At 63.0% G+C, this 24,346-nt stretch carries 24 protein-coding genes and 1 tRNA gene; 20 read left to right on the top strand and 5 right to left on the bottom strand.

Features of this window, described 5'->3' with window-relative positions; genetic code table 11:
• The first annotated feature begins 82 nt into the window (after positions 1 to 82).
• The 4 genes from ACODSD_RS15025 (at position 83) to recG (ending at position 4,126) form a co-directional block, all read left to right on the top strand.
• A complete protein-coding gene (locus ACODSD_RS15025) occupies positions 83 to 541 on the top strand; it encodes a DUF4124 domain-containing protein (RefSeq protein ID WP_488877698.1) in 459 nt (152 codons plus the stop codon).
• Entirely contained in the window at positions 538 to 1,374 is an 837-nt protein-coding gene (locus tag ACODSD_RS15020; protein WP_488877697.1) for a PhzF family phenazine biosynthesis protein, read from the top strand. Before ACODSD_RS15025 ends, ACODSD_RS15020 begins: the two co-directional genes overlap by 4 nt.
• A gap of 187 nt (positions 1,375 to 1,561) precedes the next feature.
• Complete coding sequence (locus ACODSD_RS15015) at positions 1,562 to 1,990, top strand: DUF2147 domain-containing protein (RefSeq protein ID WP_227104759.1); 429 nt, start codon at positions 1,562 to 1,564, stop codon at positions 1,988 to 1,990.
• An 87-nt stretch (positions 1,991 to 2,077) separates the two neighbouring features.
• Positions 2,078 to 4,126: an ATP-dependent DNA helicase RecG gene (gene recG / locus ACODSD_RS15010; protein WP_488877696.1), complete on the top strand. Its 2,049-nt coding sequence runs from the start codon at positions 2,078 to 2,080 to the stop codon at positions 4,124 to 4,126.
• Positions 4,127 to 4,400: 274 nt separating this feature from the next.
• On the opposite strand, the gene ACODSD_RS15005 is transcribed toward recG, so the two are convergent.
• The 5 genes from ACODSD_RS15005 to pstS all read right to left on the bottom strand — a co-directional run bounded on the left by ACODSD_RS15005 (position 4,401) and on the right by pstS (position 9,893).
• Positions 4,401 to 5,855 carry an inorganic phosphate transporter gene (locus ACODSD_RS15005; protein ID WP_107800410.1) on the bottom strand — a complete coding sequence of 485 codons (1,455 nt, stop codon included), beginning with the start codon at positions 5,853 to 5,855 and terminating at the stop codon, positions 4,401 to 4,403.
• A 255-nt stretch (positions 5,856 to 6,110) separates the two neighbouring features.
• Positions 6,111 to 6,875, bottom strand: coding sequence for a phosphate ABC transporter ATP-binding protein PstB (gene pstB / locus ACODSD_RS15000; protein WP_043590752.1), 765 nt, complete (start codon positions 6,873 to 6,875; stop codon positions 6,111 to 6,113).
• 12 nt (positions 6,876 to 6,887) lie between these two features.
• Positions 6,888 to 7,781 (bottom strand): phosphate ABC transporter permease PstA, encoded by an 894-nt coding sequence (gene pstA, locus ACODSD_RS14995; protein WP_227108605.1) that lies wholly within the window; start codon positions 7,779 to 7,781, stop codon positions 6,888 to 6,890.
• 35 nt (positions 7,782 to 7,816) lie between these two features.
• Positions 7,817 to 8,779 (bottom strand): phosphate ABC transporter permease subunit PstC, encoded by a 963-nt coding sequence (pstC, locus tag ACODSD_RS14990; protein WP_107800408.1) that lies wholly within the window; start codon positions 8,777 to 8,779, stop codon positions 7,817 to 7,819.
• Between the two features lie 70 nt (positions 8,780 to 8,849).
• Positions 8,850 to 9,893 (bottom strand): phosphate ABC transporter substrate-binding protein PstS, encoded by a 1,044-nt coding sequence (pstS, locus tag ACODSD_RS14985; protein ID WP_107800407.1) that lies wholly within the window; start codon positions 9,891 to 9,893, stop codon positions 8,850 to 8,852.
• Between the two features lie 188 nt (positions 9,894 to 10,081).
• Here pstS and tpiA point away from each other — a divergent pair, with 188 nt between their 5' ends.
• The 16 genes from tpiA (at position 10,082) to ACODSD_RS14905 (ending at position 24,341) form a co-directional block, all read left to right on the top strand.
• Entirely contained in the window at positions 10,082 to 10,828 is a 747-nt protein-coding gene (gene tpiA, locus ACODSD_RS14980) for a triose-phosphate isomerase (RefSeq protein WP_488877695.1), read from the top strand.
• Position 10,829: 1 nt separating this feature from the next.
• Entirely contained in the window at positions 10,830 to 11,180 is a 351-nt protein-coding gene (gene secG / locus ACODSD_RS14975) for a preprotein translocase subunit SecG (RefSeq protein WP_227104753.1), read from the top strand.
• Between the two features lie 17 nt (positions 11,181 to 11,197).
• Positions 11,198 to 11,282, top strand: a tRNA-Leu gene (locus ACODSD_RS14970).
• 90 nt (positions 11,283 to 11,372) lie between these two features.
• Entirely contained in the window at positions 11,373 to 11,729 is a 357-nt protein-coding gene (locus ACODSD_RS14965) for an NADH-quinone oxidoreductase subunit A (RefSeq protein ID WP_019103472.1), read from the top strand.
• Positions 11,720 to 12,196, top strand: coding sequence for a NuoB/complex I 20 kDa subunit family protein (locus tag ACODSD_RS14960; RefSeq protein ID WP_019103471.1), 477 nt, complete (start codon positions 11,720 to 11,722; stop codon positions 12,194 to 12,196). Before ACODSD_RS14965 ends, ACODSD_RS14960 begins: the two co-directional genes overlap by 10 nt.
• Before the next feature lie 11 nt (positions 12,197 to 12,207).
• Positions 12,208 to 12,804 (top strand): NADH-quinone oxidoreductase subunit C, encoded by a 597-nt coding sequence (locus ACODSD_RS14955; RefSeq protein ID WP_107800404.1) that lies wholly within the window; start codon positions 12,208 to 12,210, stop codon positions 12,802 to 12,804.
• Positions 12,797 to 14,050, top strand: coding sequence for an NADH-quinone oxidoreductase subunit D (locus ACODSD_RS14950; protein WP_107800403.1), 1,254 nt, complete (start codon positions 12,797 to 12,799; stop codon positions 14,048 to 14,050). The genes ACODSD_RS14955 and ACODSD_RS14950 overlap by 8 nt, the downstream gene beginning before the upstream one ends.
• Positions 14,050 to 14,550, top strand: a complete 501-nt coding sequence (gene nuoE, locus ACODSD_RS14945; protein WP_107800402.1) for an NADH-quinone oxidoreductase subunit NuoE — start codon at positions 14,050 to 14,052, stop codon at positions 14,548 to 14,550. Before ACODSD_RS14950 ends, nuoE begins: the two co-directional genes overlap by 1 nt.
• On the top strand, positions 14,550 to 15,845 hold the full coding sequence (nuoF, locus tag ACODSD_RS14940; RefSeq protein WP_205467332.1) for an NADH-quinone oxidoreductase subunit NuoF: 1,296 nt from the start codon (positions 14,550 to 14,552) through the stop codon (positions 15,843 to 15,845). The genes nuoE and nuoF overlap by 1 nt, the downstream gene beginning before the upstream one ends.
• 3 nt (positions 15,846 to 15,848) lie before the next feature.
• Positions 15,849 to 18,179, top strand: a complete 2,331-nt coding sequence (gene nuoG / locus ACODSD_RS14935; protein ID WP_488877694.1) for an NADH-quinone oxidoreductase subunit NuoG — start codon at positions 15,849 to 15,851, stop codon at positions 18,177 to 18,179.
• Between the two features lie 3 nt (positions 18,180 to 18,182).
• Positions 18,183 to 19,229 carry an NADH-quinone oxidoreductase subunit NuoH gene (nuoH, locus tag ACODSD_RS14930; protein WP_048413406.1) on the top strand — a complete coding sequence of 349 codons (1,047 nt, stop codon included), beginning with the start codon at positions 18,183 to 18,185 and terminating at the stop codon, positions 19,227 to 19,229.
• A 28-nt stretch (positions 19,230 to 19,257) separates the two neighbouring features.
• A complete protein-coding gene (gene nuoI, locus ACODSD_RS14925) occupies positions 19,258 to 19,737 on the top strand; it encodes an NADH-quinone oxidoreductase subunit NuoI (RefSeq protein ID WP_196783887.1) in 480 nt (159 codons plus the stop codon).
• 9 nt (positions 19,738 to 19,746) lie between these two features.
• Positions 19,747 to 20,406: an NADH-quinone oxidoreductase subunit J gene (locus ACODSD_RS14920; protein ID WP_107800399.1), complete on the top strand. Its 660-nt coding sequence runs from the start codon at positions 19,747 to 19,749 to the stop codon at positions 20,404 to 20,406.
• A gap of 26 nt (positions 20,407 to 20,432) precedes the next feature.
• Positions 20,433 to 20,738, top strand: coding sequence for an NADH-quinone oxidoreductase subunit NuoK (nuoK, locus tag ACODSD_RS14915; RefSeq protein ID WP_019102195.1), 306 nt, complete (start codon positions 20,433 to 20,435; stop codon positions 20,736 to 20,738).
• 32 nt (positions 20,739 to 20,770) lie between these two features.
• Entirely contained in the window at positions 20,771 to 22,804 is a 2,034-nt protein-coding gene (gene nuoL, locus ACODSD_RS14910) for an NADH-quinone oxidoreductase subunit L (RefSeq protein ID WP_107800398.1), read from the top strand.
• 40 nt (positions 22,805 to 22,844) lie between these two features.
• Entirely contained in the window at positions 22,845 to 24,341 is a 1,497-nt protein-coding gene (locus ACODSD_RS14905) for an NADH-quinone oxidoreductase subunit M (protein ID WP_107800397.1), read from the top strand.
• Positions 24,342 to 24,346 lie beyond the last annotated feature (5 nt).

Here is a 24,346-nt window from a genome sequence, read left to right as displayed (position 1 = left end):
AAATGTCAGACCACAAGGCGGCCCAGGCCGCCTTTTTTCATGTTAACTATCCGGACTCCTCATCTTAAGCCGTGGAGGTCGCATGAGAGTCCGGATCGCGCTATTGCTATTGCTGCCGGGCCTGGCCTGGGCCCAGGTTTACAAATGTCGGAGCGCGGACGGCCGGCTGGCCTACAGCGATCGGGCTTGCGCCGACGGCGGCGCGGCGGAAACCTTCCAGCCGCCGCCGCTCAATGTAGTGGAGCAAGACGAGCGCCAGCGCCGCGAGGCAGCCAAGCACCAGGACCAAGGCCGGCGCTGGGCCGCCGACGAGGCGCGCGAGGCCAGGCGGCGCCAGGCGCAGCAACGCCGCGACGAACGCGCGCAGGCGCGGGAACTGGACAAAGCGCGCCGCCGCTGTCATGGTCTGGAGCTTCAGCAACGGCGCTTGCGGCAGTCCGCGGCGGCGGCGCCGGCCAGGAAATCCCTGGCCGAGCGCTTGGCCGGCGTGGAAGAGAAACTGGCCGCGGCGGCGTGTCATCGATTCCAGGAGGGGGCATGAGCGGGTATTCGTTCGAATTGGTCAATGTGTTCGCCGAGGAGCGCTTCGGCGGCAATCCGCTGGCGGTGTTCACCGACGCCAGCGGGCTGGACGAGCGCGAGATGCAGCTCCTGGCCAGACAGATGAATCTGTCGGAAACCGTATTCCTGTTTCCGGACGGCGAAGCGGCGGCGCGCTTGCGCATCTTCACGCCCAGCCAGGAGCTGCCCTTCGCCGGCCATCCCACCCTGGGCGCGGCGGCGGTGCTGCACTGGCGCGGCGAACTGGATTCCCGCTTTCAGTTGCGCACCAACGCCGGCCTGATCCCCATCCTCCACAGCGACGGCGTTTACACCTTGCGGGCGAATCCGCCAAGCGCGCGCGACGCCGGCCTCAGCCGCGGCCAGGCCGCGGCGATGCTGGGGCTGGACGAGGAGGACATCGCGCTGGAGCCGACATGGCTGGACACCGGCAGCGAACAATTGCTGATCCGCGCCGCCAGCGCCGGCGCGGTGCTGCGCGCCCGGCCCGTGCACGCCTTGCTGTTGCGCGACGCCACCTTGAGGCCGGGGCGCAGCGTCGCCTATCTGTGGCATGAGGACGGCGGCGTCGCCACTGTGCGGCTGTTTTTCGAACAGCAGGGCGCGGTGCTGGAAGATCCCGGCACCGGTTCGGCCTGCGCCAATCTGGGCGGCTGGTGCGCGCTCAACGGTCTGGGGCCCTTGCAGTGGCGGGTGGAGCAGGGCGCGGCGCTGGCGCGGCCCAATGTGCTGCATCTGCAAGTGGACGCCGCGGGCGATATCCTGGTGGGCGGGCGGGTGTTGCGGATAGGCCGCGGCGAGATCTCCCTGTGAGTTGCATCGTCCCTCGTTTCCATTCTTGACGTCGGCATTGGCTGTTGGCATCCTAGAGCCGCTGCTCCAAACCAACGTTTCTTTTCGGCGTGCCGGCGGTTCCGGGGCGGCGTTCAGATAATTAAAAGGCCGCTGCGGCCGCCCGTTCGCGGCGCGGCCTCGCGGTCCGATTCGCGAGGAAATCAAGATGAGCAAATTCGCCAAAGCCGCCTGCCTGGCGTCCGCGCTGGGCCTGTTCAGCCATATGGCGCTGGCCGACAGCGCCGCCGGCGTCTGGAAGACGATAGACGACGAAACCAAGCAGGCCAAGGCCCTGGTGCAGATCACGGAAAGCGCCGGCGGCGAGCTGAACGGCAAGATCATCAAGCTGTTCGCCAATCCGGAAGCGGTGTGCGACAAGTGCGAAGGGGACCGCAAAGGCAAGCCGGTTAACGGCATGCAAATCCTGTGGGGCCTGAAGAAGGACGGCGCCGAGTGGGGCAGCGGCAAAATCCTGGATCCCAAGTCCGGCAAGATCTACACCTCCGGCGCCAAGCTGATCGAAGACGGCAAGAAGCTGCGCGTGCGCGGCTACATCGGCCCCTTCTTCCGTTCCCAGGTGTGGGAGCGCCAGTAAGCGCAAGGGCCGCGACGCGGCGCGCGTGAGCAAGGCGGAAGCGCGAACAGCTTCCGCCTTTTTCTTTATTGGGTACAATCGCTGCTGATGAGCTCCCTAATCGACCCCGCCAATCAGCCGCCGGCCGTGGCGCCGGCGCTGGCCAAGAAGCTGGAAAAGCTGGGCATACGCCGCCGTTTCGATCTGGTCCTGCATCTGCCGCTGCGCTATGAGGACGAGACCCATCTGTACGCCATCGCCGACGCGCCTTACGGCCAGGCGGTGCTGGTGGAGGGCGAGGTGATCGCCCATGAGATCCAGTTCCGACCGCGCCGCCAACTGGTGGCGCGCATCGAGGACGCCAGCGGCAGCCTGGTGCTGCGCTTCATTCATTTCTACCCCAATCAGGTCAAGCAATTCACCACCGGCAACCGGGTGCGCGCGCTGGGCGAGATCCGCCGCGGCTTCGCCGGCGACGAGATGGTGCATCCCAAGATCCGCGAAGTGGGCAACGGCGCGCCGCTGGCGGACAGCCTGACGCCCATCTATCCCACGGTCAACGGCCTGACCCAGCCGGCGCTGCGCAAGCTGATCCACGCCGAGCTGGACAGCCAGCCGCTGGGCGAGACGCTGCCGGAGGAATTGGCCGCGCCGTTGCGGCTGACGCCGTTCGCCGAGGCGATCCGCCTGCTGCACCTGCCGACGCCGGACTACAGCGCCGGCCAGCTGGCCGATCCGGCCCTGCCGGCCTGGCAGCGGCTCAAGTTCGACGAGTTGCTGGCGCAGCAGCTGTCGATGCGGCTGGCCTATCGCGCGCGCAGGCTGGGCCGCGCGCCGCCCTTGCGCGGCGACGGCGCCTTGAGCCGGGCCTTGGCCGAGCGCCTGCCGTTCACGCTGACCGGCGCGCAGCAACGCGCCTTGGCGGAAGTCCGCGCCGACCTGACCCAGCCGCACCCGATGCACCGGCTGCTGCAGGGCGATGTGGGCAGCGGCAAGACCATCGTCGCGGCCCTGGCGGCGCTGACCGCGATCGAATCCGGCTACCAGGTGGCCTTGATGGCGCCGACCGAAATCCTGGCCGAGCAGCATTTCCTCAAGCTGTCCGCCTGGCTGGAGCCGCTGGGCGTCCCGGTGCGCTGGCTGGCCGGCAGCCTGCGCAAGAAGCAGAAACAGGAGGCGATGGCGGCCATCGCCAGCGGCGACACGCGGCTGGCGGTGGGCACTCACGCGCTGTTCCAGGACGAGGTGGCTTTTGAGCGCCTGGGCCTGGTCATCGTCGACGAACAGCATCGCTTCGGCGTGGGCCAGCGGCTGGCGCTGAAAGAGAAGGGCGGCGAGCCGCATCAGCTGATGATGTCGGCGACGCCGATTCCGCGCACGCTGGCGATGAGTTTCTACGCCGACCTGGACGTGTCGGTGATAGACGAATTGCCGCCGGGGCGCACGCCCATCGTCACCAAGCTGATCAATAGCGCGCGCCGCGAGGAGATCGTCGCCCACGTGGCCAAAACCTGCGCCGACGGGCAGCAGGCCTATTGGGTGTGCCCGCTGATCGAAGAATCGGAAACCCTGCAATTGCAGACCGCGGTGGACACCTACCAGCAACTGACCGCCGATCTGCCGCATTTGGGCGTGGGCCTGGTGCACGGCCGGATGAAGGCGGACGAAAAGGCGGCGGTGATGGCGGCCTTCGCCCGCAACGAGCTGCAAGTGCTGGTGGCCACCACGGTGATCGAGGTGGGCGTGGACGTGCCCAACGCCAGCCTGATGGTGATCGAGCACGCCGAACGCATGGGCCTGGCCCAGTTGCATCAATTGCGCGGCCGGGTGGGGCGCGGCAGAGCCAAGAGCGTGTGCGTGCTGATGTTCGACAACCCCTTGTCGGACTTGGCCAAGGCGCGCTTGAAAGTGATTTACGAGAATGTTGACGGTTTCGAGATCGCGCGCCAGGATTTGCTGATCCGCGGCCCCGGCGAACTGCTGGGCGCGCGTCAGAGCGGCCTGCCCATGCTGCGTTTCGCCAACCTGGAAGAGGATCTGGAACTGCTGGAAGCGGCGCGCGAGCTGGCGCCCTTGCTGCTGGAGCGCCATCCGCAGGCGGTGGACGCTCATCTGGACCGTTGGCTGGCGGGGCGCGAGCAGTTTCTCAAGGCTTGAGTGCGCCATGAATCGGGCAAAAAAAAAGCGCCTCGGCTGGGGGGCTGAGGCGCAAAGGGATTGCTGCAAACAACAAAGGAGAAACCATGATGAAGCGAGCAAATATTAGCAATTTATAAAATATTGGCACAAGCAATCCGGGCTTAAAGCTTGACCCAGGTCAATCGAAAATTTTCCGGGCGGAAATGCCAAAAGAAAAAGCCACCGCGATGCGGTGGCTTTGTTTTTTTCCGGCAGCCTTAAACAGAGGCTGAAAGACCGTGACCGGACTTGATTACAGCCAGAGCGAGGCCACGTAGTACAGCCCGCCCGCCAGCAGCATGGACACCGGCAGGGTGAACAGCCAGGCCAGCGCGATGGAGCGGATGGTGGACATCTGCAGGCCGGCCTTGTCCGCCACCATGGTGCCGGCCACGGCGCTGGACAGCACCTGGGTGGTGGACACCGGGAAGCCGAACTGGCTGGCGAGGCCGATGGAGATGGCGGCGGTCATCTGCGCCGACACGCCCTGGGCGTAAGTCATGTCCTTCTTGCCTATGCCTTCGCCCACGGTCTTCACCACGCGGCGCCAGCCCACCATGGTGCCGATGCCCAGCGACAGCGCCACGGCGACGATCACCCAGGTGGGCGCGTATTCGGTGGTGGTGGTCAGATCCTTGCGCAGGTTTTGCAGCATCTGCTTGTCGTCGGCGGACAGCTTGGGCAGCGCGGAGGCCTTCTTGGCGGCGTCGTCCAGGCACAGCAGCTCGGTGCGCACGTTCCAACGCTGTTCCGAGCTCAGCGCGTGGTAGTCGCCGCCGTCGCCCATGGTGCTCAGCAGGCGCTTGACGGTGTCGCCGGTTTCCAGCGGATGGCACTCGTACTGGCTGCTGCCCTTGGACGGCACGATGATCTTGCTCAGTTCCACCTGATGGCGTTCATAGAACTTCTGCAGGTGAATGGCGGCGTCGCGGGTGCGGTCCAGCTGGTAAGGCGTGCTGTCCAGATCCAGCACGAATTTGGCCGGCACGATGCCGATCAGCACCAGCATGATCAGGCCCACGCCTTTTTGGCCGTCGTTGGAGCCGTGGGCGAAGCTGACGCCCATGGACGACACGATCAGCATGAAGCGGGTCCAGAACGGCGGATGCTTGCGGCCTTCCACCTGCTGGCGTTGGTAGGGGGTTTTGTGCACATTGCTGTGAGGCCGGTAGCGCCGCAGCAGAATGACGATCAGCGCGGCGAGCAAGGCGCCCACCACGGGCGAGGCCAGCAGCGAGGCGCCGACGTCGATGGCCTTGCTCCAGTTGATGCCGTGGGACAGCGAGGTGCCGTGGATCAGGCTATTGGCCACGCCCACGCCCAAAATGGCGCCGATCAGCGTGTGGCTGCTGGAAGCGGGCAGACCGAAATACCACGTGCCCAGGTTCCAGGCGATGGCGGCGGTCAACAGCGCGAACACCATGGCCATGCCGCGGGTGGTGTTGATCGAGATCAGCAGGTCCACCGGCAGCAGGTGCACGATGGCGTAGGCGACGGCGAGGCCGCCGGTGATTACGCCGAGGAAGTTGAAAATGCCGGAATAGAACACCGCGAGACGCGGTTTCATCGATTGGGTATAGATAACGGTTGCCACCGCGTTGGCGGTGTCATGGAAGCCGTTGATGAACTCAAAGGCGAGCACGAAGCCCAGGGAAAGCACCAAGGTGATGGCGACGTGGGTCTCAAGCCCGGAAAACAGGTCCAACATGGTGAAATGTGCACGCAGTATCGTAAAGGCGGGATTGTTGTGTCCAAGGCCAATGCCGTCAAGTACTTATAAAAAAAAAATAAATGGTGTCGTATTTGCCGGAAAAGCATGCGGAATCGCCTTGACAGACCGGGCGGGGAGAACGGCGGATTTAGGCCGTTTTTTGCCGCCGTCATGCGCTTTTGCCCGCGTGGAAACGCCAACGGCCGTCATGCCGGAAACGGTCATGACGGCGGTCTGCGAGCCGGGGCGGAATCAGCCGAACTTGCCGGTGATGTAGTCCTCGGTGGCCTTCTTCTGCGGGGTGGTGAAGATGGAGTCGGTGTCGCCGAACTCGATCAATTCGCCCAGATACATATAGGCGGTGTAGTCCGACACCCGCGCCGCCTGCTGCATATTGTGGGTGACGATGGCGATGGTGTAGTCCTCTTTGAGCTCATGGATCAGCTCTTCGATGTGGGCGGTGGAAATCGGGTCCAGCGCCGAAGTGGGCTCGTCCAGCAGCAGCACTTCCGGCTTGGACGCCACCGCGCGCGCGATGCACAGCCGCTGCTGCTGGCCGCCGGACAGCGAGTTGCCGGACTGCTTGAGCTTGTCCTTGACCTCGTCCCACAGCGCGGCCTTGCGCAGCGCCCATTCCACCCGGTCCTCCATCTCGCCCTTGGACAGTTTTTCGTAGAGCTTCACGCCGAAGGTGATGTTGTCGTAGATGGACATCGGGAACGGGGTGGGCTTCTGGAACACCATGCCCACCTTGGCGCGCAGCAGGTTGACGTCCACGTCGCGGCCCAGGACGTTGTGGCCGTCCAGCAGGATGTCGCCCTCGGCGCGCAGGCCGGGGTAGAGCTCGTACATGCGGTTGAAGGTGCGCAGCAGCGTGGACTTGCCGCAGCCGGACGGGCCGATGAAGGCGGTGACCTTGCGCGAGGCGATTTCCAGCTGGATGTTCTTCAGCGCGTGGAAATTGCCGTAAAAGAAGTTCAGATTCTTGACCTGAAGCTTGGAGTGGATTTCAGCCATGGTCTGCAAGCCTTAATGCGATTGGTTTTTCTGGCTGCCCATCCAGCGGGCAACGATATTCAGCGTCAGCACGCTGAAGGTGATCAAGAGGGAGCCGGCCCAGGCCAGCTTGTGCCAGTCCTCGTACGGGCTCATCGCGAACTGGAAGATCACGATGGGCAGGTTGGCCATCGGCTGGTTCATATTGCTGTTGAAGAACTGGTTGTTCAGCGCGGTGAACAACAGCGGCGCGGTTTCGCCGGAAATGCGCGCCACCGCCAGCAGGATGCCGGTCAGCACGCCGGCCTTGGCCGAGCGCAGGGTGACGTGCAAAGTGACCTTCCACTGCGGCGCGCCCAGCGCGGACGCGGCTTCGCGCAGGCTGCCCGGCACCAGGCGCAGCATGTTCTCGGTGGTGCGCACCACCACCGGAATCACCAGGATGGCCAGCGCGAAGGAGCCGGCCCAGCCGGAAAAGTGGCCGACCGACACCACGTAGACTTCGTAGATGAACAGGCCGATGACGATGGACGGCGCGGACAGCAGGATGTCGTTGATGAAGCGAGTGGCCGGCGCCAGCCAGCCGCGCTGGCCGAACTCGGCCAGATAGATGCCGGCCAGAATGCCGATCGGCGTGCCGAACAAGGTGCCGAAGCCGGTCATCATCAGGCTGCCGTAAATGGCGTTGGCCAGGCCGCCGGTGCTGCCCGGCGGCGGGGTGCTGGAGGTGAACACCTCCCAGTTCAGCCCGGACAGGCCGTGCTGCAACAGGGTGGTCAGAATCCAGAACAGCCAGAACAGCCCGAAGGCCATGGTGAACATCGAGGCGCCCATATTGACGCGGTTCACCAGCCGGCGGCGGCGATAGACGCTGCTGTCGGCTTTGGCGGCGATGGCGGACTGGGGCGGGCGCAGGGCGGAAGTCATAACGGTTTGGCTCATGCGGTTAGCGTCTCTCATGCTCAGGAAGGACGACCTTCCTGTTTCTTCAGGCGCAGCAACAGCAGTTTAGAACACGCCAGCACCACGAAGGTGATGAAGAACAGAATCAGGCCCAGTTGAATCAGGGAGGAGAGATACAGCTCGCCGTTGGCCTCGGCGAACTCATTGGCCAGCGAGGAGGCGATGGAATTGCCCGGCTCGAACAGGCCGGCGGCGAAACGGGTGGAGTTGCCGATGACGAAGGTCACCGCCATGGTCTCGCCCAGCGCGCGGCCCAGGCCCAGCATGATGCCGCCGACCACGCCGGTCTTGGTATAGGGCAGCACCACGTAGCGCACCACTTCCCAGGTGGTGGAGCCCAGGCCGTAGGCGGACTCCTTCAGCATCACCGGCACCACTTCGAACACGTCGCGCATCACCGAGGCGATGAAGGGAATGATCATGATGGCCAGGATCAGGCCGGCGGTGAAAATGCCTATGCCCATCGGCGCGCCCTGGAACAGCACGCCCAGCAGCGGCACCTCGCCCAGGGTGTCGATCAGCAGCGGCTGCACGTGGTCGGCGAAGATGGGCGCGAACACGAACAGGCCCCACATGCCGTAGATGATGGACGGGATGCCGGCCAGCAGTTCCACCGCGATGCCCAGCGGCCGCTTCAGCCAGGTGGGGCACAGCTCGGTCAGGAACAGGGCGATGCCGAAGCTGACCGGCACGCCGATCAGCAAGGCGATGAAAGAGGTGGCCAGGGTGCCGAAGATGGGCACCAGCGCGCCGAACCGCTCATTGACCGGGTCCCAGTCGCTGGTGACCAGAAACTTGAAGCCGAAGGCGTGGATGCTCGGCAGCGCGCCGATCAACAGCGAAATCAGGATGCCCACCAGCAAGGCCAGCACCAGGAAGGCGAAAAAACGGGTGACCCAGCGGAACAGATTGTCCAGCAATAACTGGGTTTTGATTTGCTGCGGATTGCTCAACTTTTGCATATGCATGCTCATTTATCAGACAAAAAGCCGGGGAGCGCGTCCCCGGCCGCTTGCGTGCATTGTATGCGGCTCAGTTCCACACCGGCTTGCCGCCGTTGTCGGCAATTTGCTTCCAGCTGGCGCGGATCACGCCCTTGATCGCGTCCGGCATCGGGATGTAGTCCAGATCCAGCGCGGTCTTGTCGCCGTTCTTGTAAGCCCAGTCGAAGAACTTCAGCACCTCGCCGCCTTGCGCCGGCTTGTCCTGCTTCTTGTGCATCAGGATGAAGGTGGCGCCGGCGATCGGCCAGCTGTCCTTGCCCGGCTGGTTGGTCAGCAGCAGGTAGAAGCCCGGCGCTTTTTTCCAGTCGGCGTTGGCGGCGGCGGCCTTGAAGCTGGACTCGTCCGGCTTGACGAAGCTGCCGGCCTGGTTCTGCATCAGGCCGAAGGCCAGCTTGTTCTGCTTGGCGTAGGCGTATTCCACGTAGCCGATCGCGCCCTTGATGCGGGTCACGTAGTTGGCCACGCCCTCATTGCCCTTGCCGCCCACCGGGTTGCCTTTCCAGCTGACCGCGGTGTTGGAGCCCACTTCCTTGGCCCAGTCCGGAGAGACCTTGGACAGGTAGTTGGTGAAGATGAAGGTGGTGCCGGAGCCGTCGGAGCGACGCACCACGGAGATGCGCAGGTCCGGCAGCTTGACGCCGGGGTTCAGCTTGGCGATGGCCGGGTCGTTCCACTTGGACACCTTGCCCAGGTAGATGTCGGCCAGCAGCGGGCCGGTGAACTTCACTTGTCCCGGGGTGATGCCGGGCACGTTCAGCACCGGCACCACGCCGCCGATCACGGTGGGGAATTGGGTCAGTCCGGATTTTTCCAGCTCTTCCGGCTTCAGCGGCATGTCGGACGCGCCGAAATCCACGGTCTTGGACTGGATCTGCTTGATGCCGCCGCCGGAACCGATGGATTGATAGTTCAGATTATTATTGGTGCCGGCCTTGTAGGCGGCGGCCCATTTGGCGTACAGCGGGTACGGGAAGGTGGCGCCCGCGCCGGTGATGTCGGCGGCCACGGCCGCGCCGGACAGGCAGACGGAACCCAGTACAAACGATGCGGCCAGACGAACAGACTGTTTCATGCCTACTCCTGAGAATGGATGAGGTGCGTGGTGATGGGCGCATGCTAAGGCTGAAATTTTTCAGGAATATTACAAGTCGTCGAAACGGCTTCGTTTGCGGACAATCAACATCCGCCGGATGCCGGTTTGAGCCAAGATGGCGGCTGCGGATATAATCGGCGGATATTCAAGAATCGCGGGAGGCGGAGATGGCCGGCAAGCTGGTGATTGGCAACTGGAAGATGAATACCCGCGCCGACAGCGCGCAGACGCTGCTGCAGGCGCTGCTGGCGGACGAGACGAGCAACCGCGACTGGGTCGGCGTGGCCGCTCCGGCGGTCTACCTGGCAGGCCTGGGCGAGCGGCTGCGCGGTCAGGCCTTGCGCCTGTGCGCGCAGGACGTCAGCGCCTTCGATCAGGACGGCGCCTTCACCGGCGAGACCAGCGCCGCGATGCTGGCCGACATCGGCTGCACTTACACCCTGGTGGGCCACTCGGAGCGCCGCCAATACTTTGGCGAGAGCAACGCGGTTCTACTGAAGAAGATGCGCGCCGCCATCGCCGCCGGCCTGGTGCCGGTGTTGTGCGTCGGGGAAACGCTGGACGAGCGCGAGGCGGGCCGTCAGTTGGAGGTGATTAGAGATCAGCTTGCGCTTCTGTCCGAGATAGACCATGGTGAATACGTTGTGGCTTATGAACCGGTCTGGGCCATCGGCACCGGCAAGGTGGCGACGCTGGCGCAAATCGCCGAAATCCACGGCGCGATCAAAAATTGGTGCTTGCAAAACGTCAAGGCCTCCGATAATATTCGCGTCCTCTACGGCGGCAGTGTCAAGGCAGAGAATGCCGAAGCGATTCTGGCGACTGAAAATGTCGACGGAGCCCTTGTTGGAGGGGCATCTCTGGACGCCGGTTCATTCAGGGCAATTTGCCAAGCCGCAGGAAAATTGATATAGTATGGAACTTATTAAGACGCTTATCTGGATTGTAAATATCCTGTCTGCAGGGACTATTATCGTGCTGGTTTTGATGCAGCACGGCAAAGGCGCGGACATGGGAGCGGCTTTCGGTAGCGGCTCTTCCGGTAGCTTGTTCGGCGCGTCTGGTTCTGCGAATTTCTTGAGTAGGACAACCGCTGTCGCAGCGGCCGTGTTCTTCTCGACTTCCCTTGCTCTGGTTTTTCTGTCTGGGGGCGGAAAAAGCGATTTGGGCGTAATGGGGACCAAGGTTGAACAGGTTGCACCGCAAATCCCGGCCGGTGTGCCTAGCGATAAAGCTTCGGGTACGACATCGAAAATACCGGAGTAACAATTAAAGCTTGCTGTGCCGACATGGTGAAATTGGTAGACACGCTATCTTGAGGGGGTAGTGGCGAAAGCTGTGTGAGTTCGAGTCTCACTGTCGGCACCACCATTCAAAAACAGGCCACCGGGACTCCGGTGGCCTGTTTTATTTGGAGCCAAGGGGGGTAACCCCCTTTTTTGTGGGGGTGTACGGGAAATGCTGCAAAATTACTTTCCCATTCTGCTGTTTGTCATGGTCGGACTGTTGGTCGGCGTAGGCCCTATTTTATTGGGCAAACTGCTGGCTCCCAACCGTCCCGATCCTGAGAAACTGTCTCCGTATGAGTGCGGCTTCGAGGCTTTCGAAGATGCCCGCATGAAGTTTGACGTCCGCTATTATCTGATAGCCATCCTCTTCATCCTGTTCGACCTCGAGGTCGCCTTCCTGCTGCCGTGGGCGGTGGTGTTGAAGGAGCTGGGGACCTATGGTCTGGGCGTCATGGTGGAGTTCCTGGGCGTATTGACCCTGGGCTTCGTCTACATGTGGAAAAAAGGAGCTCTGGAATGGGAGTAGAAGGTATTCTGGAGAAGGGGTTTGTCACCACGACGGCTGACAAGCTCATCAATTACACCCGAACCGGTTCGCTGTGGCCGATGACCTTTGGTCTGGCCTGTTGCGCGGTCGAGATGATGCACGCCGGCGCGGCGCGCTACGACCTGGACCGTTTCGGCATCGTGTTCCGTCCCAGCCCGCGCCAGTCCGATCTGATGATCGTGGCCGGCACGCTGTGCAACAAGATGGCTCCGGCCCTGCGCAAGGTTTACGACCAGATGGCCGAGCCGCGCTGGGTGATCTCGATGGGGTCCTGTGCCAACGGCGGCGGCTATTATCATTATTCCTATTCAGTCGTGCGCGGCTGCGATCGCATCGTGCCGGTCGACGTCTACGTGCCCGGCTGTCCGCCAACTGCAGAGGCCTTGCTGTACGGCATCATTCAGCTGCAGAACAAGATCAAACGCACCAACACCATCGCCCGCTAAGGTAGAAACTTATGGCCTCCAAGAAAATGGAAGCGTTAGGGTCGGCTGTGCAGCAGGCGCTGGGCGACAAGCTCGTGCAAAGCACGCTGGCTCTGGAAGAGCTGACCATTGTATGCAAGGCGGCGGATCTGATCGCCGTGGCGACCACGCTGCGCGACCACGCCGACCTGTCTTTTGAGCAATGCATCGATTTGTGCGGCGTGGACTACAGCGCATACCGCGACGAGGTATGGGACGGTCCGCGCTTCGCCGTTGTCTACCACCTGTTGTCGGTCAAGCACAATCAGCGCATCCGCCTGCGCGTGTTCGCCGAAGACGACGCCTTCCCGGTGGTCGACTCGGTCGTCGGCGTCTGGAGCGGCGTCAACTGGTTCGAGCGCGAAGCGTTCGACCTGTTCGGCATCGTTTTCGACGGCCACCCCGACCTGCGCCGCATCCTGACCGACTACGGTTTCGTCGGCCATCCGTTCCGCAAGGACTTCCCGCTGTCCGGTCACGTGGAAATGCGTTACGACCCGACACAACAGCGCGTGATCTATCAGCCGGTGACCATCGAGCCGCGCGAAATCACGCCGCGCATCATTCGCGAGGAGAACTACGGTGGCTGAAATCCGTAACTACACCCTCAACTTCGGCCCGCAGCACCCGGCCGCGCACGGCGTGTTGCGCCTGGTGCTGGAACTGGACGGCGAAGTCGTCCAGCGCGCGGACCCGCACATCGGCCTGCTGCACCGCGGCACCGAAAAGCTGGCCGAGAGCAAGACCTTCATCCAGTCGCTGCCTTATATGGACCGTCTCGACTACGTGTCCATGATGTGCAACGAGCACGCTTACTGCCTGTCCATCGAGAAGCTGCTGGGCATCGAGGTGCCCGAACGCGCGCAATACATCCGCGTGATGTTCGCCGAGATCACCCGTCTGCTGAACCACTTGCTGTGGATTGGCGCGCACGGCCTCGACATCGGCGCGATGACCGTGTTCCTGTACGCCTTCCGCGAACGCGAAGACCTGATGGACTGCTATGAGGCGGTGTCCGGCGCGCGCCTGCACGCGGCTTACTTCCGTCCCGGCGGCGTGTATCGCGATCTGCCGGACAGCATGCCGCAGTACACCGTCTCCAAGATCAAGAACGCCCGCGAACTGGCCCGCCGCAACGAAGGCCGCCAGGGTTCGCTGCTGGACTTCATCGACGAGTTCACCCAGCGCTTCCCGGGCTATGTGGACGAGTACGAGACCCTGCTGACCGACAACCGCATCTGGAAACAGCGCACCGTCGGCATCGGCGTGGTGACGCCCGAGCGCGCGCTGAACCTGGGCCTGACCGGCCCGATGCTGCGCGGCTCCGGCATTGCCTGGGATTTGCGCAAGAAGCAGCCCTACGATGTGTATTCCAAGCTGGATTTCGACATCCCGGTGGGCGTCAACGGCGATTGCTACGACCGCTATCTGGTGCGCGTCGAGGAAATGCGTCAGTCCAACCGCATCATCCGCCAGTGCGTGGAATGGCTGCGCAAGAACCCGGGCCCGGTGATCACCGACAACCATAAAGTGGCGCCGCCTTCGCGCGAAGGCATGAAGGCCAATATGGAAGACCTGATCCACCACTTCAAACTGTTTACCGAAGGCATGCACGTGCCGGAGGGCGAGGCTTATGTGGGCACCGAACACCCGAAAGGCGAGTTCGGCGTCTACCTGGTGTCCGACGGCGCCAACAAGCCGTACCGCCTGAAGATCCGCGCGCCCGGCTACGCCCACCTGGCGGCGCTGGACGAGATGGCCAAGGGCCATATGATCGCCGACGTGGTGGCCATCATCGGTACGCAGGATATCGTGTTTGGGGAGATTGACCGCTGATGCTGTCCGCTGAATCGCTAGCCAAAATCGATCGCGAAGTCGCCAAATATCCCGCCGACCAGAAACGGTCCGCGGTGATGGGCGCCTTGCGCATCGCGCTGACTGAACGTCGCGAAGCGGGCTCCGCTCCGGAGGAGCGTTGCCTGAATACCGAGGTGATCGAGTTCGTCGCCAACTACCTGCAGATCCCGCCGGTAGCCGCGTACGAAGTCGCCACCTTTTACAATATGTACGACATGAAGCCGGTTGGGCAGTACAAGATCACTGTCTGCACCAACCTGCCCTGTGCCTTGTCCGGCGGCGTCAACGCCGCCGAGTACATCTCCAAGAAGCTGGGCGTCGCCATCGGCGAAACCAGCGCCGACGGCAAGTACACCTTGCTGGAAGGGGAGTGCATGGGCGCCTGTGGCGACGCGCCGGTCTTGCTGGTCAACAACCACAAGATGTGCAGCTTCATGACGCCCGAAGCAATCGATAAGAAACTGGCGGAGCTGAAATAATGGCAATCTTCGTCAATGGCGTGATTTTCGATGGCGTCGACACTTCCGATCCCAATTGCTGGCAACTGAGCGCCTACGAGGCGCGCGGCGGCTACCAGGCGCTGCGCCGCATCCTGGACAGCAAGATGGCCCAGGAAGACGTGATCGCCGAAGTGAAGAACTCCGGCCTGCGCGGCCGCGGCGGCGCGGGTTTCCCCACCGGCCTGAAGTGGAGCTTCATGCCGCGCTCCTTCCCGGGCGACAAATACGTGGTGTGCAACACCGACGAGGGCGAGCCGGGCACTTTCAAGGACCGCGACATCCTGCGCTTCAATCCGCATTCGCTGATCGAAGGCATGATCATCGCCGGTTACGCGATGGGCACCAAGGCCGGCTACAACTACATCCACGGTGAAATCTTCGCCGAGTACGAGCGTTTCGAAGAAGCGCTGGACGAAGCGCGCAAGGCGGGCCTCCTCGGCGAGAACATCCTGGGTTCCGGCTTCAACTTCGACCTGTTCGCCCATCACGGCTACGGCGCCTACATCTGCGGCGAGGAAACCGCGCTGCTGGAATCGCTGGAAGGCAAGAAGGGCCAACCGCGCTTCAAGCCGCCGTTCCCGGCCAGCTTCGGCCTGTACGGCAAGCCGACCACCATCAACAACACCGAATCGTTCGCCTCGGTGCCCTTCATCATCCGCGACGGCGCGCAGCCCTTCCTGGAAAAGGGCAAGCCGAACAACGGCGGCACCAAGCTGTTCTCGGTGTCCGGCCACGTGAACCGTCCGGGCAACTACGAAATCCCGCTGGGCACCCCGTTCTCCGAACTGCTGGAAATGGCCGGCGGCATGCGCGACGGCAAAAAGCTCAAGGCGGTGATCCCGGGCGGCTCGTCCGCGCCCATCCTGCCCGCCGACGTCATGATGCAGTGCACGATGGACTACGACAGCATCGCCAAAGCCGGCTCGATGCTGGGTTCCGGCGCCGTCATCGTGATGAACGAAGACGTGTGCATGATCAAGGCGCTGGAGCGTCTGGCCTACTTCTACCATGAAGAATCCTGCGGCCAGTGCACGCCGTGCCGCGAAGGCACCGGCTGGCTGTACCGCGTGATCCATCGCATCGCCAACGGCCAGGGCCGTCCGGGCGATCTGGAGCTTCTGGATTCCGTGGGCAACAATATGGCGGGCCGCACCATCTGTGCGCTGGCCGACGCCGCCGTGTTCCCGGTTCGCAGTTTCACCAAGCATTTCCGTCACGAGTTCGAGTACGCGATCGAACACGGAAAGACCTTGGTGGACCACAAATGGTGTTGAGCGATGCTTGAAATCGAAATCGACGGAAAAAAACTGACGGTCCCGCAAGGCAGCACCGTCATGGAAGCGGCCCACTCGGTGGGCACGTACATTCCGCACTTCTGCTACCACAAGAAGCTGTCCATCGCGGCCAACTGCCGCATGTGTCTGGTGGAAGTGGAAAAAGCGCCCAAGCCGCTGCCGGCTTGTGCCACCCCTGTGACCGACGGCATGAAGGTCCATACCCACTCCGACATGGCCAAGAAGGCCCAGGCCGGCGTGATGGAATTCCTGCTGATCAACCATCCGCTGGATTGCCCGATCTGCGACCAGGGCGGCGAATGCCAGTTGCAGGATCTGGCCGTGGGCTACGGCAACTCCTCCTCGCGCTATCAGGAAGAAAAGCGCGTGGTGGTGGGCAAGGACATGGGCCCGCTGGTCTCGGCGGAAGAAATGTCGCGCTGCATTCACTGCACCCGTTGCGTGCGCTTTACCGAGGAAGTCGGCGGCTTCCAGGAAATCGGCATGGCTCATCGCGGCGAGTTCTCCGAGATTCTGCCCTTCCTCGGCAAGACCGTGGATTCGGAAATCTCCGGCAACGTCATCGATCTGTGTCCGGTGGGCGCGCTGACCTCCAAGCCGTTCCGCTACAGCACCCGCGCCTGGGAGCTGTCGCGCCGCAAATCGGTCAGCCCGCACGACGGCCTGGGCTCCAACCTGATCGTTCAGGTCAAGAGCAATGAAGTGATGCGCGTGCTGCCGCTGGAAAACGAGGCCATCAACGAGTGCTGGATCGCCGACCGCGACCGCTTCTCCTACGAGGGCTTGAACTCGGCCGAGCGTCTGAAGCAGCCGATGATCAAGTTCGACGGCCAGTGGCACGAAACCGACTGGGAAACCGCGTTGAACTACGTGGTGAAGGGCCTGAACGGCGTGTCCTCCGATCACGGCAAGGACGCCATCGGCTTCCTGACCAGCCCGCACTCCACCACCGAAGAACTGCATCTGGCGCAAAAGCTGGCGCGCGCCTTCGGCGTGGAAAGCATTGATTACCGTCTGCGCCGCAGCGACTTCGCCGCCGACGCGGCCAAGCAGGGCGCCGAGTGGCTGGGTTCCGGCATTGCCGATCTGGTCGCGGCCAAGTCGGTGCTGGTGGTCGGCTCCACGCTGCGCAAGGAACAGCCGCTGCTGACCTCGCGTCTGCGCACCGCGGCCAAGAAAGGCAGCGAGCTTAACATTATCCATGTCGCCGACGACGAGCTGCTGATCAAGATCAACGCCAAGCTGATCGTATCGCCGCTGGCGCTGGTCAACGGCTTCGCCCAGGTGCTGAAGGCCGTGGCCGAGATCAAGGGCGGCGAAACCGCCGTCGATCTGTCCGCGGTGCAAGTGTCCGCCGAGGCGCGCCGCATCGCCGAGAGCCTGAGCGGCGCGGAAACCGCCGCCGTGGTGCTGGGCAACGTGGCGCAACACCATCCGGCGTTCAGCCAACTGCTGGCCGTGGCGCAGGAGATCGCTCGCCTGAGCGGCGCCCGCTTCGGCGTGCTGTCCGAGGCCGCCAACAGCGTGGGCGCGGAACTGGCGGGCGCGCTGCCGCAAGGCGCGGGCGCCAACGCCGCCGCGATGATCGCCCAGCCGAAGAAGGCTTACGTGCTGCTGAACACCGAAGTCGAGTTCGACAGCTACAACCCGCAAGCCGCCGTCGCCGCGATGAAGCAGGCCGCCACCGTGATCGCGCTGACCGCGTTCAAGGGCCAGGGCCTGCTGGATTACGCCGACGTGCTGCTGCCGATCGCGCCGTTCTCCGAGACCGCCGGCTCCTTCGTCAATATGGAAGGCAAGCTGCAGAGCTTCAACGGCGTGGTGCGTCCGCTGGGCGAAGCCCGCCCGGCCTGGAAAGTGCTGCGCGTACTGGGCAATATGCTGAATCTGTCCGGCTTCGACTTCAACAGCGCCGAGGAAGTGCGCGCCGAGCTGCTGGCCAAGGGCGACATCGCCGCGCGCCTGAACAATGCGCTGAACCCGCTGAACGTCGCGGCCGCCGCGGCCGCCGGCGTGGCGCGCATCGGCGAAGTGCCGCTGTACCAGGCCGACGCCGTCTGCCGCCGCGCCGAGTCGCTGCAACAGACCCGCGACGCGGCCGAGCCGGTGGCTTCCGCCCACAGCGGCCTGCTGCAGAAGCTGGGCATCGCCGTCGACAGCACCGCATTGCTGAGCCAGGGTTCCGGCCAGGCTCGCGTGCGCATCGTCGCCGACGACAGCCTGCCGCAGGATACGGTCCGCATCGCCACCGCTCACGCGGCCACGCTGGCGCTGGGCGGCATGTTCGACGCTATCGAGATCACCCAGGGGTAAAGCATGGAGTTCTTGCAAGGTATTCTTGGCACTGACGCGGGGCTCGTGGTTTGGACCCTGTTGAAGATCATCGCCATCGTATTGCCGATGCTGCTGTGCGTCGCCTACCTGACCTATGCCGAGCGCAAGGTCATCGGCTTCATGCAGATCCGCATCGGCCCCAACCGGGTAGGCCCGCTGGGCCTGCTGCAGCCGATCGCCGACGCGGTCAAGCTGCTGATGAAGGAAATCATCCTGCCCACCAACTCCAGCAAGGGCCTGTTCCTGCTGGCCCCGGTGCTGTCCATCGCTCCGGCGCTGGCGGCCTGGGCGGTGATTCCCTTCACCGACAAGCTGGTGCTGGCCAACGTCAACGCCTCGCTGCTCTACATCCTGGCGCTGACCTCGATGGGCGTGTACGGCGTGATCATCGCCGGCTGGGCGGGCAACTCCAAGTACTCCTTCCTCGGCGCCATGCGTTCCGCCGCCCAGATCGTGTCCTACGAACTGGCGATGGGCTTCGCGCTGATCGGCGTGCTGATGGTGTCCAGCAGCCTGAACCTGGTGGAAATCGTCCAGCAGCAAGGGCAGGGCATGGCCGGCGGTTCCGTGTTGTCGTGGAACTGGCTGCCGCTGTTCCCGCTGTTCGTGGTCTACCTGATTTCCGGCGTGGCCGAAACCAACCGCGCGCCGTTCGACGTGGCCGAGGGCGAATCCGAGATCGTCGCCGGTTTCCACGTCGAGTACTCGGGCATGGCCTTCGCCATCTTCTTCCTGGCCGAATACGCCAACATGATCCTGGTCGCCGCGCTGACCGCGCTGCTGTTCCTCGGTGGCTGGCTGTCGCCGTTCCCGGCGTCCTGGGGCATTCTGGGCGCGGGCGGCTTCTTCTGGCTGGCGCTTAAAGTGGCCATGGTGCTGTTCTGCTTCCTGTGGTTCCGCGCCACCTTCCCGCGTTATCGCTACGACCAGATCATGCGTCTGGGCTGGAAGGTGTTCATCCCGGTGACCCTGGTGTGGATCCTGGTGGTGGGCGTCTGGATGATGACCCCGCTGTCCTTGTGGCACTGAGACGGGGATAGGTGAAAAGATGAATTCGATCCGAAACTTTTTCAAGACCTTCCTGCTGGTGGAGCTGGTCAAGGGCCTGATGGTCACTGGCCGCTACTTCTTCGCCCGCAAGATCACGGTCCAGTTCCCTGAAGAGAAGACGCCGATTTCGCCGCGCTTCCGCGGTCTGCACGCGCAGCGCCGCTACGCCAACGGCGAAGAGCGCTGCATCGCCTGCAAACTGTGCGAGGCGGTGTGCCCGGCGATGGCGATCAGCATCGAGTCCGAGCAGCGCGACGACGGCACCCGCCGCACCACGCGCTACGACATCGATCTGACCAAGTGCATCTTCTGCGGCTTCTGCGAGGAAGCCTGTCCGGTGGACGCCATCGTGGAAACCCACATCTTCGAATACCACGGCGAAAAACGTGGCGACTTGTACTACACCAAGCCGATGTTGCTGGCGATCGGCGACAAGTACGAGGCCGAGATCGCCGCCAACAAGGCGGCCGACGCCAAGTATCGCTAAGGGGGGGTCATGAACTTCACACTGTTTGTCTTCTATGTTCTGTCCGCCATCCTGGTGTTCGCGGGCATCCGCGTGGTGACGGCCAAGAACCCGATTCACGCGGCCTTGTTCCTGGTGCTGGCCTTCTTCAACAGCGCCGGCCTGTGGCTGCTGATGGAAGCCGAGTTCCTGGCCATCACCCTGGTGGTGGTGTATGTGGGCGCGGTGATGGTGCTGTTCCTGTTCGTGGTGATGATGCTGGACATCAACATCGAGAAACTGCGCGAGGGCTTCTGGAGGAATCTTCCGGTCGCCGCCGCCGTCGGCATCATCATGGTGTTTGAAATGGCGATGATTCTGGCCAGCCCCAGCGCGCGGCTGGACGCCTACCAGGCGGCCGCGCCGCTGGCGGCGGACTTCAGCAACGTCAAAGTGCTGGGTCGCCAGCTGTACACCACCTATCTGCTGCCTTTCGAAGTGGCGGCGGTGGTGCTGCTGCTGGCCATGGTGGCCGCCATCGGTCTGACCATGCGCAGCCGCAAGGACACCAAAGCTATCGATCCGGCGCTGCAGGTCAAGGTCAAGCGCAACGACCGCGTGCGTCTGGTGAAGATGCAGGCCGAACAGCCTGCTGAAGAATCCACGGTGGAGGAGGCCTCCGAGGCCGAATCCGGTAAGCAACAGGCCTGACGGCCAATCAACATAAGGGAGGAAATGTGCTGACACTGACTCACTTCCTGGTGCTGGCCGCAATCCTGTTTGCCATCGGCGTGCTGGGCGTTTTCCTGAACCGGAAAAATCTGATCGTGCTGCTGATGGCCATCGAGCTGATGCTGCTCGCGGTGAACTTCAATTTCATCGCGTTCTCGCATTACCTGTCGGATACGGCGGGCCAGATCTTCGTATTCTTCATCCTGACGGTGGCCGCGGCCGAAGCCGCGATCGGTCTCGCCATCCTGGTGGTGCTGTTCCGCAATCTGCGCACCATCAACGTTGAAGACTTGGGCAGCCTCAAAGGCTAAGGCAAACCGGAACCTACACAAAGCACACAAGCATGGATATGAAGAGCTTATACCTGCTGATTGCACTCGCCCCGCTGGCGGGTTCCATCATTGCAGGCCTATTTGGATGGGCCATCGGCCGGCGCGCTTCGCACGTCGTGACGATAGCCGGCGTGGCGCTGTCCGCCGCGCTGTCGCTCAAGGTGCTTCACGCCTTCCTGACCGGGCAGGCTGAAGTGTTCAACGGTCCGGTTTACACCTGGCTGACGGTGGGAGGCTACGAGTTCTCCGTAGGCTTCCTGGTGGATTCGCTGACCGCGATGATGCTGGTGGTGGTGACCAGCGTGTCGCTGATGGTGCATATTTACACCATCGGCTACATGCAGGAAGACCCGGGCTATCAGCGTTTCTTCAGCTATATCTCGCTGTTTACCTTCTCGATGCTGATGCTGGTGATGAGCAACAACTTCATCCAGCTGTTCTTCGGTTGGGAAGCGGTGGGCCTGGTGTCCTATCTGCTGATCGGCTTCTGGTTCAAGCGTCCGACCGCGATCTACGCCAACCTGAAGGCTTTCCTGGTCAACCGCGTCGGCGACTTCGGCTTTCTGCTGGGCATCGGCCTGGTGCTGGCCTACTTCGGCGGCTCGCTGAACTACAGCGATGTGTTCGCCGCCGCTCCGGCGCTTGCTAACAAGACCATCAGCCTGATTCCGGGCACCGAATGGTCGCTGCTGAGCGTGACCTGCATCCTGCTGTTCATCGGCGCGATGGGCAAATCGGCGCAGTTCCCGCTGCACGTCTGGCTGCCGGACTCGATGGAAGGCCCGACGCCGATCTCGGCGCTGATCCACGCGGCCACGATGGTGACCGCCGGCATCTTCATGGTGTCGCGGATGAGCCCGCTGTTCGAACTGTCCGACACCGCGCTGAACGTGATCATGGTCGCCGGTTCCATCACTGCGCTGTTCATGGGCTTCCTCGGCGTGGTCCAGAACGACATCAAGCGCGTGGTGGCTTACTCCACGCTGTCGCAGCTGGGCTATATGACCGTGGCGCTGGGCGCCTCGGCCTACTCGGTGGCGATGTTCCATGTGATGACCCACGCCTTCTTCAAGGCGCTGCTGTTCCTGGCGGCGGGCTCGGTGATCATCGGCATGCATCACGATCAGGACATGCGCAATATGGGCGGCCTGCGCAAGTACATGCCCATCACCTGGCTAACTTCGCTGCTGGGTTCGCTGGCCTTGATCGGCACGCCGTTCTTCTCCGGCTTCTACTCCAAGGACTCCATCATCGAGGCGGTGCACGCGTCCAATCTGTCCGCGGCCGGTTTCGCCTACTTCGCGGTGATCGCCGGCGTGTTCGTCACCGCCTTCTACTCCTTCCGCATGTACTTCCTGGTTTTCCACGGCAAGGAACGCTGGATGGAGAAGAAGGACGATCATCACGATCACGGCCATGACGATCACGACCATCACCATGGTCTGGGTCCGAACGACAAGCCGCACGAGTCCCCGTGGGTGGTGACCCTGCCGCTGGTGCTGCTGGCGATTCCGTCGGTGCTGGTCGGTTACTTCGCGATCGAGCCGCTGCTGTACGGCGACTTCTTCAAGGGCGTGATCGCCGTCAACCACGAACTGCATCCGGCGATGGAAGAGATCGCCCGCGAGTTCCACGGCGCCGCCGCCATGGGCGTGCATTCCTTGAGCACGCTGCCGCTGTGGCTGGCCTTGGCCGGCGTGGCCACCGCCTGGTTCTTCTACATGAAGGCGCCGCAGATTCCGGCCGCCATCAAGCAGAAGTTCAGCCTGGTGAACAAGATCCTGGAAAACAAGTACTACCTGGACGAGATCTATTTCGCCGTGTTCGCCAAGGGCTCGCGCGCTCTGGGCACCTTCTTCTGGAAGGTGGGCGACATGTTGCTGATCGACGGTCTGTTGGTGAACGGCACCGCCAAGCTGGTGGCGACTTTCTCCGGCTTCATCCGCCGCGCTCAGACCGGTTTCATCTACAGCTACGCCACCGCGATGATCATCGGGGTGCTGGCGCTGATGACGATGTGGTTCTGGCAACTGATCTGGCGTTGAGCCCGGGCTCCGGGATTGGAATAACAACTTGGGTTTGACTATGTTCACAAATCTATTGTCTCTGGTGATCTGGACCCCTATCGCGGCCGGGTTGCTGGTGCTGGCTACGGGGGGCGATCAGCGCGCGTCGCTGGCGCGCTGGCTGGCCGCGGCGGGAGCCCTGGCGGGCTTCCTGCTGTCGCTGCCGCTGTTCACCGAGTTCAACAACCTCAGCGGCGGCATGCAGTTCGTCGAGATGAAGCCGTGGATCGAATCCCTCGGCATCAACTATCACCTGGGCGTGGACGGCATCTCGATGCTGTTCGTGGTGCTCAACAGCTTCACCACCTTGCTGGTGGTGGTGGCCGGCTGGCAGGTGATCCAGAAGCGCGTGTCGCAGTACATGGCCGCCTTCCTGATCATGTCCGGTCTGATCAACGGCGCCTTCGCCGCGCTGGACGCCATCCTGTTCTATGTCTTCTTCGAAGGCATGCTGATTCCGATGTATCTGATCATCGGCGTCTGGGGCGGCCCGCGTCGCGTGTACGCGTCGATCAAGTTCTTCCTCTACACCTTGCTCGGCTCGCTGCTGATGCTGGTGGCCTTGATCTACCTGTACTTCCAGGCCGGCAAGTCCTTCGACATCCAGGCTTTCCACGACATCGCCAAGATCCCGCTGACGGTGCAGATTCTGCTGTTCGTCGCCTTCTTCCTGTCCTTCGCGGTGAAGGTGCCGATGTGGCCGGTGCACACCTGGCTGCCGGACGCCCACGTGGAAGCGCCGACCGGCGGCTCCATGGTGCTGGCCGCGATCACGCTGAAGATCGGCGCTTACGGCTTCCTGCGGTTCGTGCTGCCCATCCTGCCTGACGCCGCGCGCGAGCTGTCCGGCGTGATGGTGGCGCTGTCGCTGGTGGCGGTGGTCTACATCGGCCTGGTGGCGCTGGTGCAGTCCGACATGAAAAAGCTGGTGGCTTATTCCTCCATCTCGCACATGGGCTTCGTCACCCTGGGCCTGTTCCTGTTCACCGGTTCCGAACTGAACCAGTGGGCGGTTGAAGGCGCGCTGGTGCAAATGGTGTCCCACGGCTTCGTCTCCGCCGCGATGTTCTTCTGCATCGGCGTGATGTACGACCGCGTGCACAGCCGCAACATCGCCGACTACGGCGGCGTGGCCAACAAGATGCCCATCTTCGCCGCCTTCATGATGCTGTTCGCGATGGCCAACTCCGGCCTGCCGGCCACCTCCGGCTTCGTCGGCGAGTTCATGGTGATCATGGGCGCGGTGCAGGTGAACTTCTGGTACGCGGTATTGGCCGCCACCACGCTGATCTTCGGCGCCGCTTACACCTTGTGGATGTACAAGCGCGTGATCTTCGGCGAGGTGGGCAACAGCCATGTGGCCGAGCTGTCCGACGTCAACAAGCGCGAGTTCCTGGTGCTGGCCATCCTGGCCATCGCGGTGCTGGGCATGGGCCTGTATCCGCAAGCCTTCGTCGAGAAAATGCACCTGTCGGTCAATGACCTGATCCTGCATGTCTCGCAGAGCAAGCTGTAAGCGCG

The sequence above is a fragment of the Chromobacterium sp. FG22 genome, from assembly GCF_057809415.1.
The sequence above is the reverse complement of the archived record's forward strand: the minus strand, read 5'-3'. Positions and strand labels throughout refer to the sequence as shown.

What these genes read in the sequence shown, in the direction of transcription:
- ACODSD_RS15025 (WP_488877698.1), top strand. Translation starts at nt 83, where the DNA reads ATGAGAGTCCGGATCGCGCTATTGCTATTGCTGCCGGGCCTGGCCTGG.
- ACODSD_RS15020 (WP_488877697.1), top strand. Translation starts at nt 538, where the DNA reads ATGAGCGGGTATTCGTTCGAATTGGTCAATGTGTTCGCCGAGGAGCGC.
- ACODSD_RS15015 (WP_227104759.1), top strand. Translation starts at nt 1,562, where the DNA reads ATGAGCAAATTCGCCAAAGCCGCCTGCCTGGCGTCCGCGCTGGGCCTG.
- recG (WP_488877696.1), top strand. Translation starts at nt 2,078, where the DNA reads ATGAGCTCCCTAATCGACCCCGCCAATCAGCCGCCGGCCGTGGCGCCG.
- ACODSD_RS15005 (WP_107800410.1), bottom strand. Translation starts at nt 5,855, where the DNA reads ATGTTGGACCTGTTTTCCGGGCTTGAGACCCACGTCGCCATCACCTTG.
- pstB (WP_043590752.1), bottom strand. Translation starts at nt 6,875, where the DNA reads ATGGCTGAAATCCACTCCAAGCTTCAGGTCAAGAATCTGAACTTCTTT.
- pstA (WP_227108605.1), bottom strand. Translation starts at nt 7,781, where the DNA reads ATGACTTCCGCCCTGCGCCCGCCCCAGTCCGCCATCGCCGCCAAAGCC.
- pstC (WP_107800408.1), bottom strand. Translation starts at nt 8,779, where the DNA reads ATGCAAAAGTTGAGCAATCCGCAGCAAATCAAAACCCAGTTATTGCTG.
- pstS (WP_107800407.1), bottom strand. Translation starts at nt 9,893, where the DNA reads ATGAAACAGTCTGTTCGTCTGGCCGCATCGTTTGTACTGGGTTCCGTC.
- tpiA (WP_488877695.1), top strand. Translation starts at nt 10,082, where the DNA reads ATGGCCGGCAAGCTGGTGATTGGCAACTGGAAGATGAATACCCGCGCC.
- secG (WP_227104753.1), top strand. Translation starts at nt 10,830, where the DNA reads ATGGAACTTATTAAGACGCTTATCTGGATTGTAAATATCCTGTCTGCA.
- ACODSD_RS14965 (WP_019103472.1), top strand. Translation starts at nt 11,373, where the DNA reads ATGCTGCAAAATTACTTTCCCATTCTGCTGTTTGTCATGGTCGGACTG.
- ACODSD_RS14960 (WP_019103471.1), top strand. Translation starts at nt 11,720, where the DNA reads ATGGGAGTAGAAGGTATTCTGGAGAAGGGGTTTGTCACCACGACGGCT.
- ACODSD_RS14955 (WP_107800404.1), top strand. Translation starts at nt 12,208, where the DNA reads ATGGCCTCCAAGAAAATGGAAGCGTTAGGGTCGGCTGTGCAGCAGGCG.
- nuoE (WP_107800402.1), top strand. Translation starts at nt 14,050, where the DNA reads ATGCTGTCCGCTGAATCGCTAGCCAAAATCGATCGCGAAGTCGCCAAA.
- nuoF (WP_205467332.1), top strand. Translation starts at nt 14,550, where the DNA reads ATGGCAATCTTCGTCAATGGCGTGATTTTCGATGGCGTCGACACTTCC.
- nuoG (WP_488877694.1), top strand. Translation starts at nt 15,849, where the DNA reads ATGCTTGAAATCGAAATCGACGGAAAAAAACTGACGGTCCCGCAAGGC.
- nuoH (WP_048413406.1), top strand. Translation starts at nt 18,183, where the DNA reads ATGGAGTTCTTGCAAGGTATTCTTGGCACTGACGCGGGGCTCGTGGTT.
- ACODSD_RS14920 (WP_107800399.1), top strand. Translation starts at nt 19,747, where the DNA reads ATGAACTTCACACTGTTTGTCTTCTATGTTCTGTCCGCCATCCTGGTG.
- nuoL (WP_107800398.1), top strand. Translation starts at nt 20,771, where the DNA reads ATGGATATGAAGAGCTTATACCTGCTGATTGCACTCGCCCCGCTGGCG.
- ACODSD_RS14905 (WP_107800397.1), top strand. Translation starts at nt 22,845, where the DNA reads ATGTTCACAAATCTATTGTCTCTGGTGATCTGGACCCCTATCGCGGCC.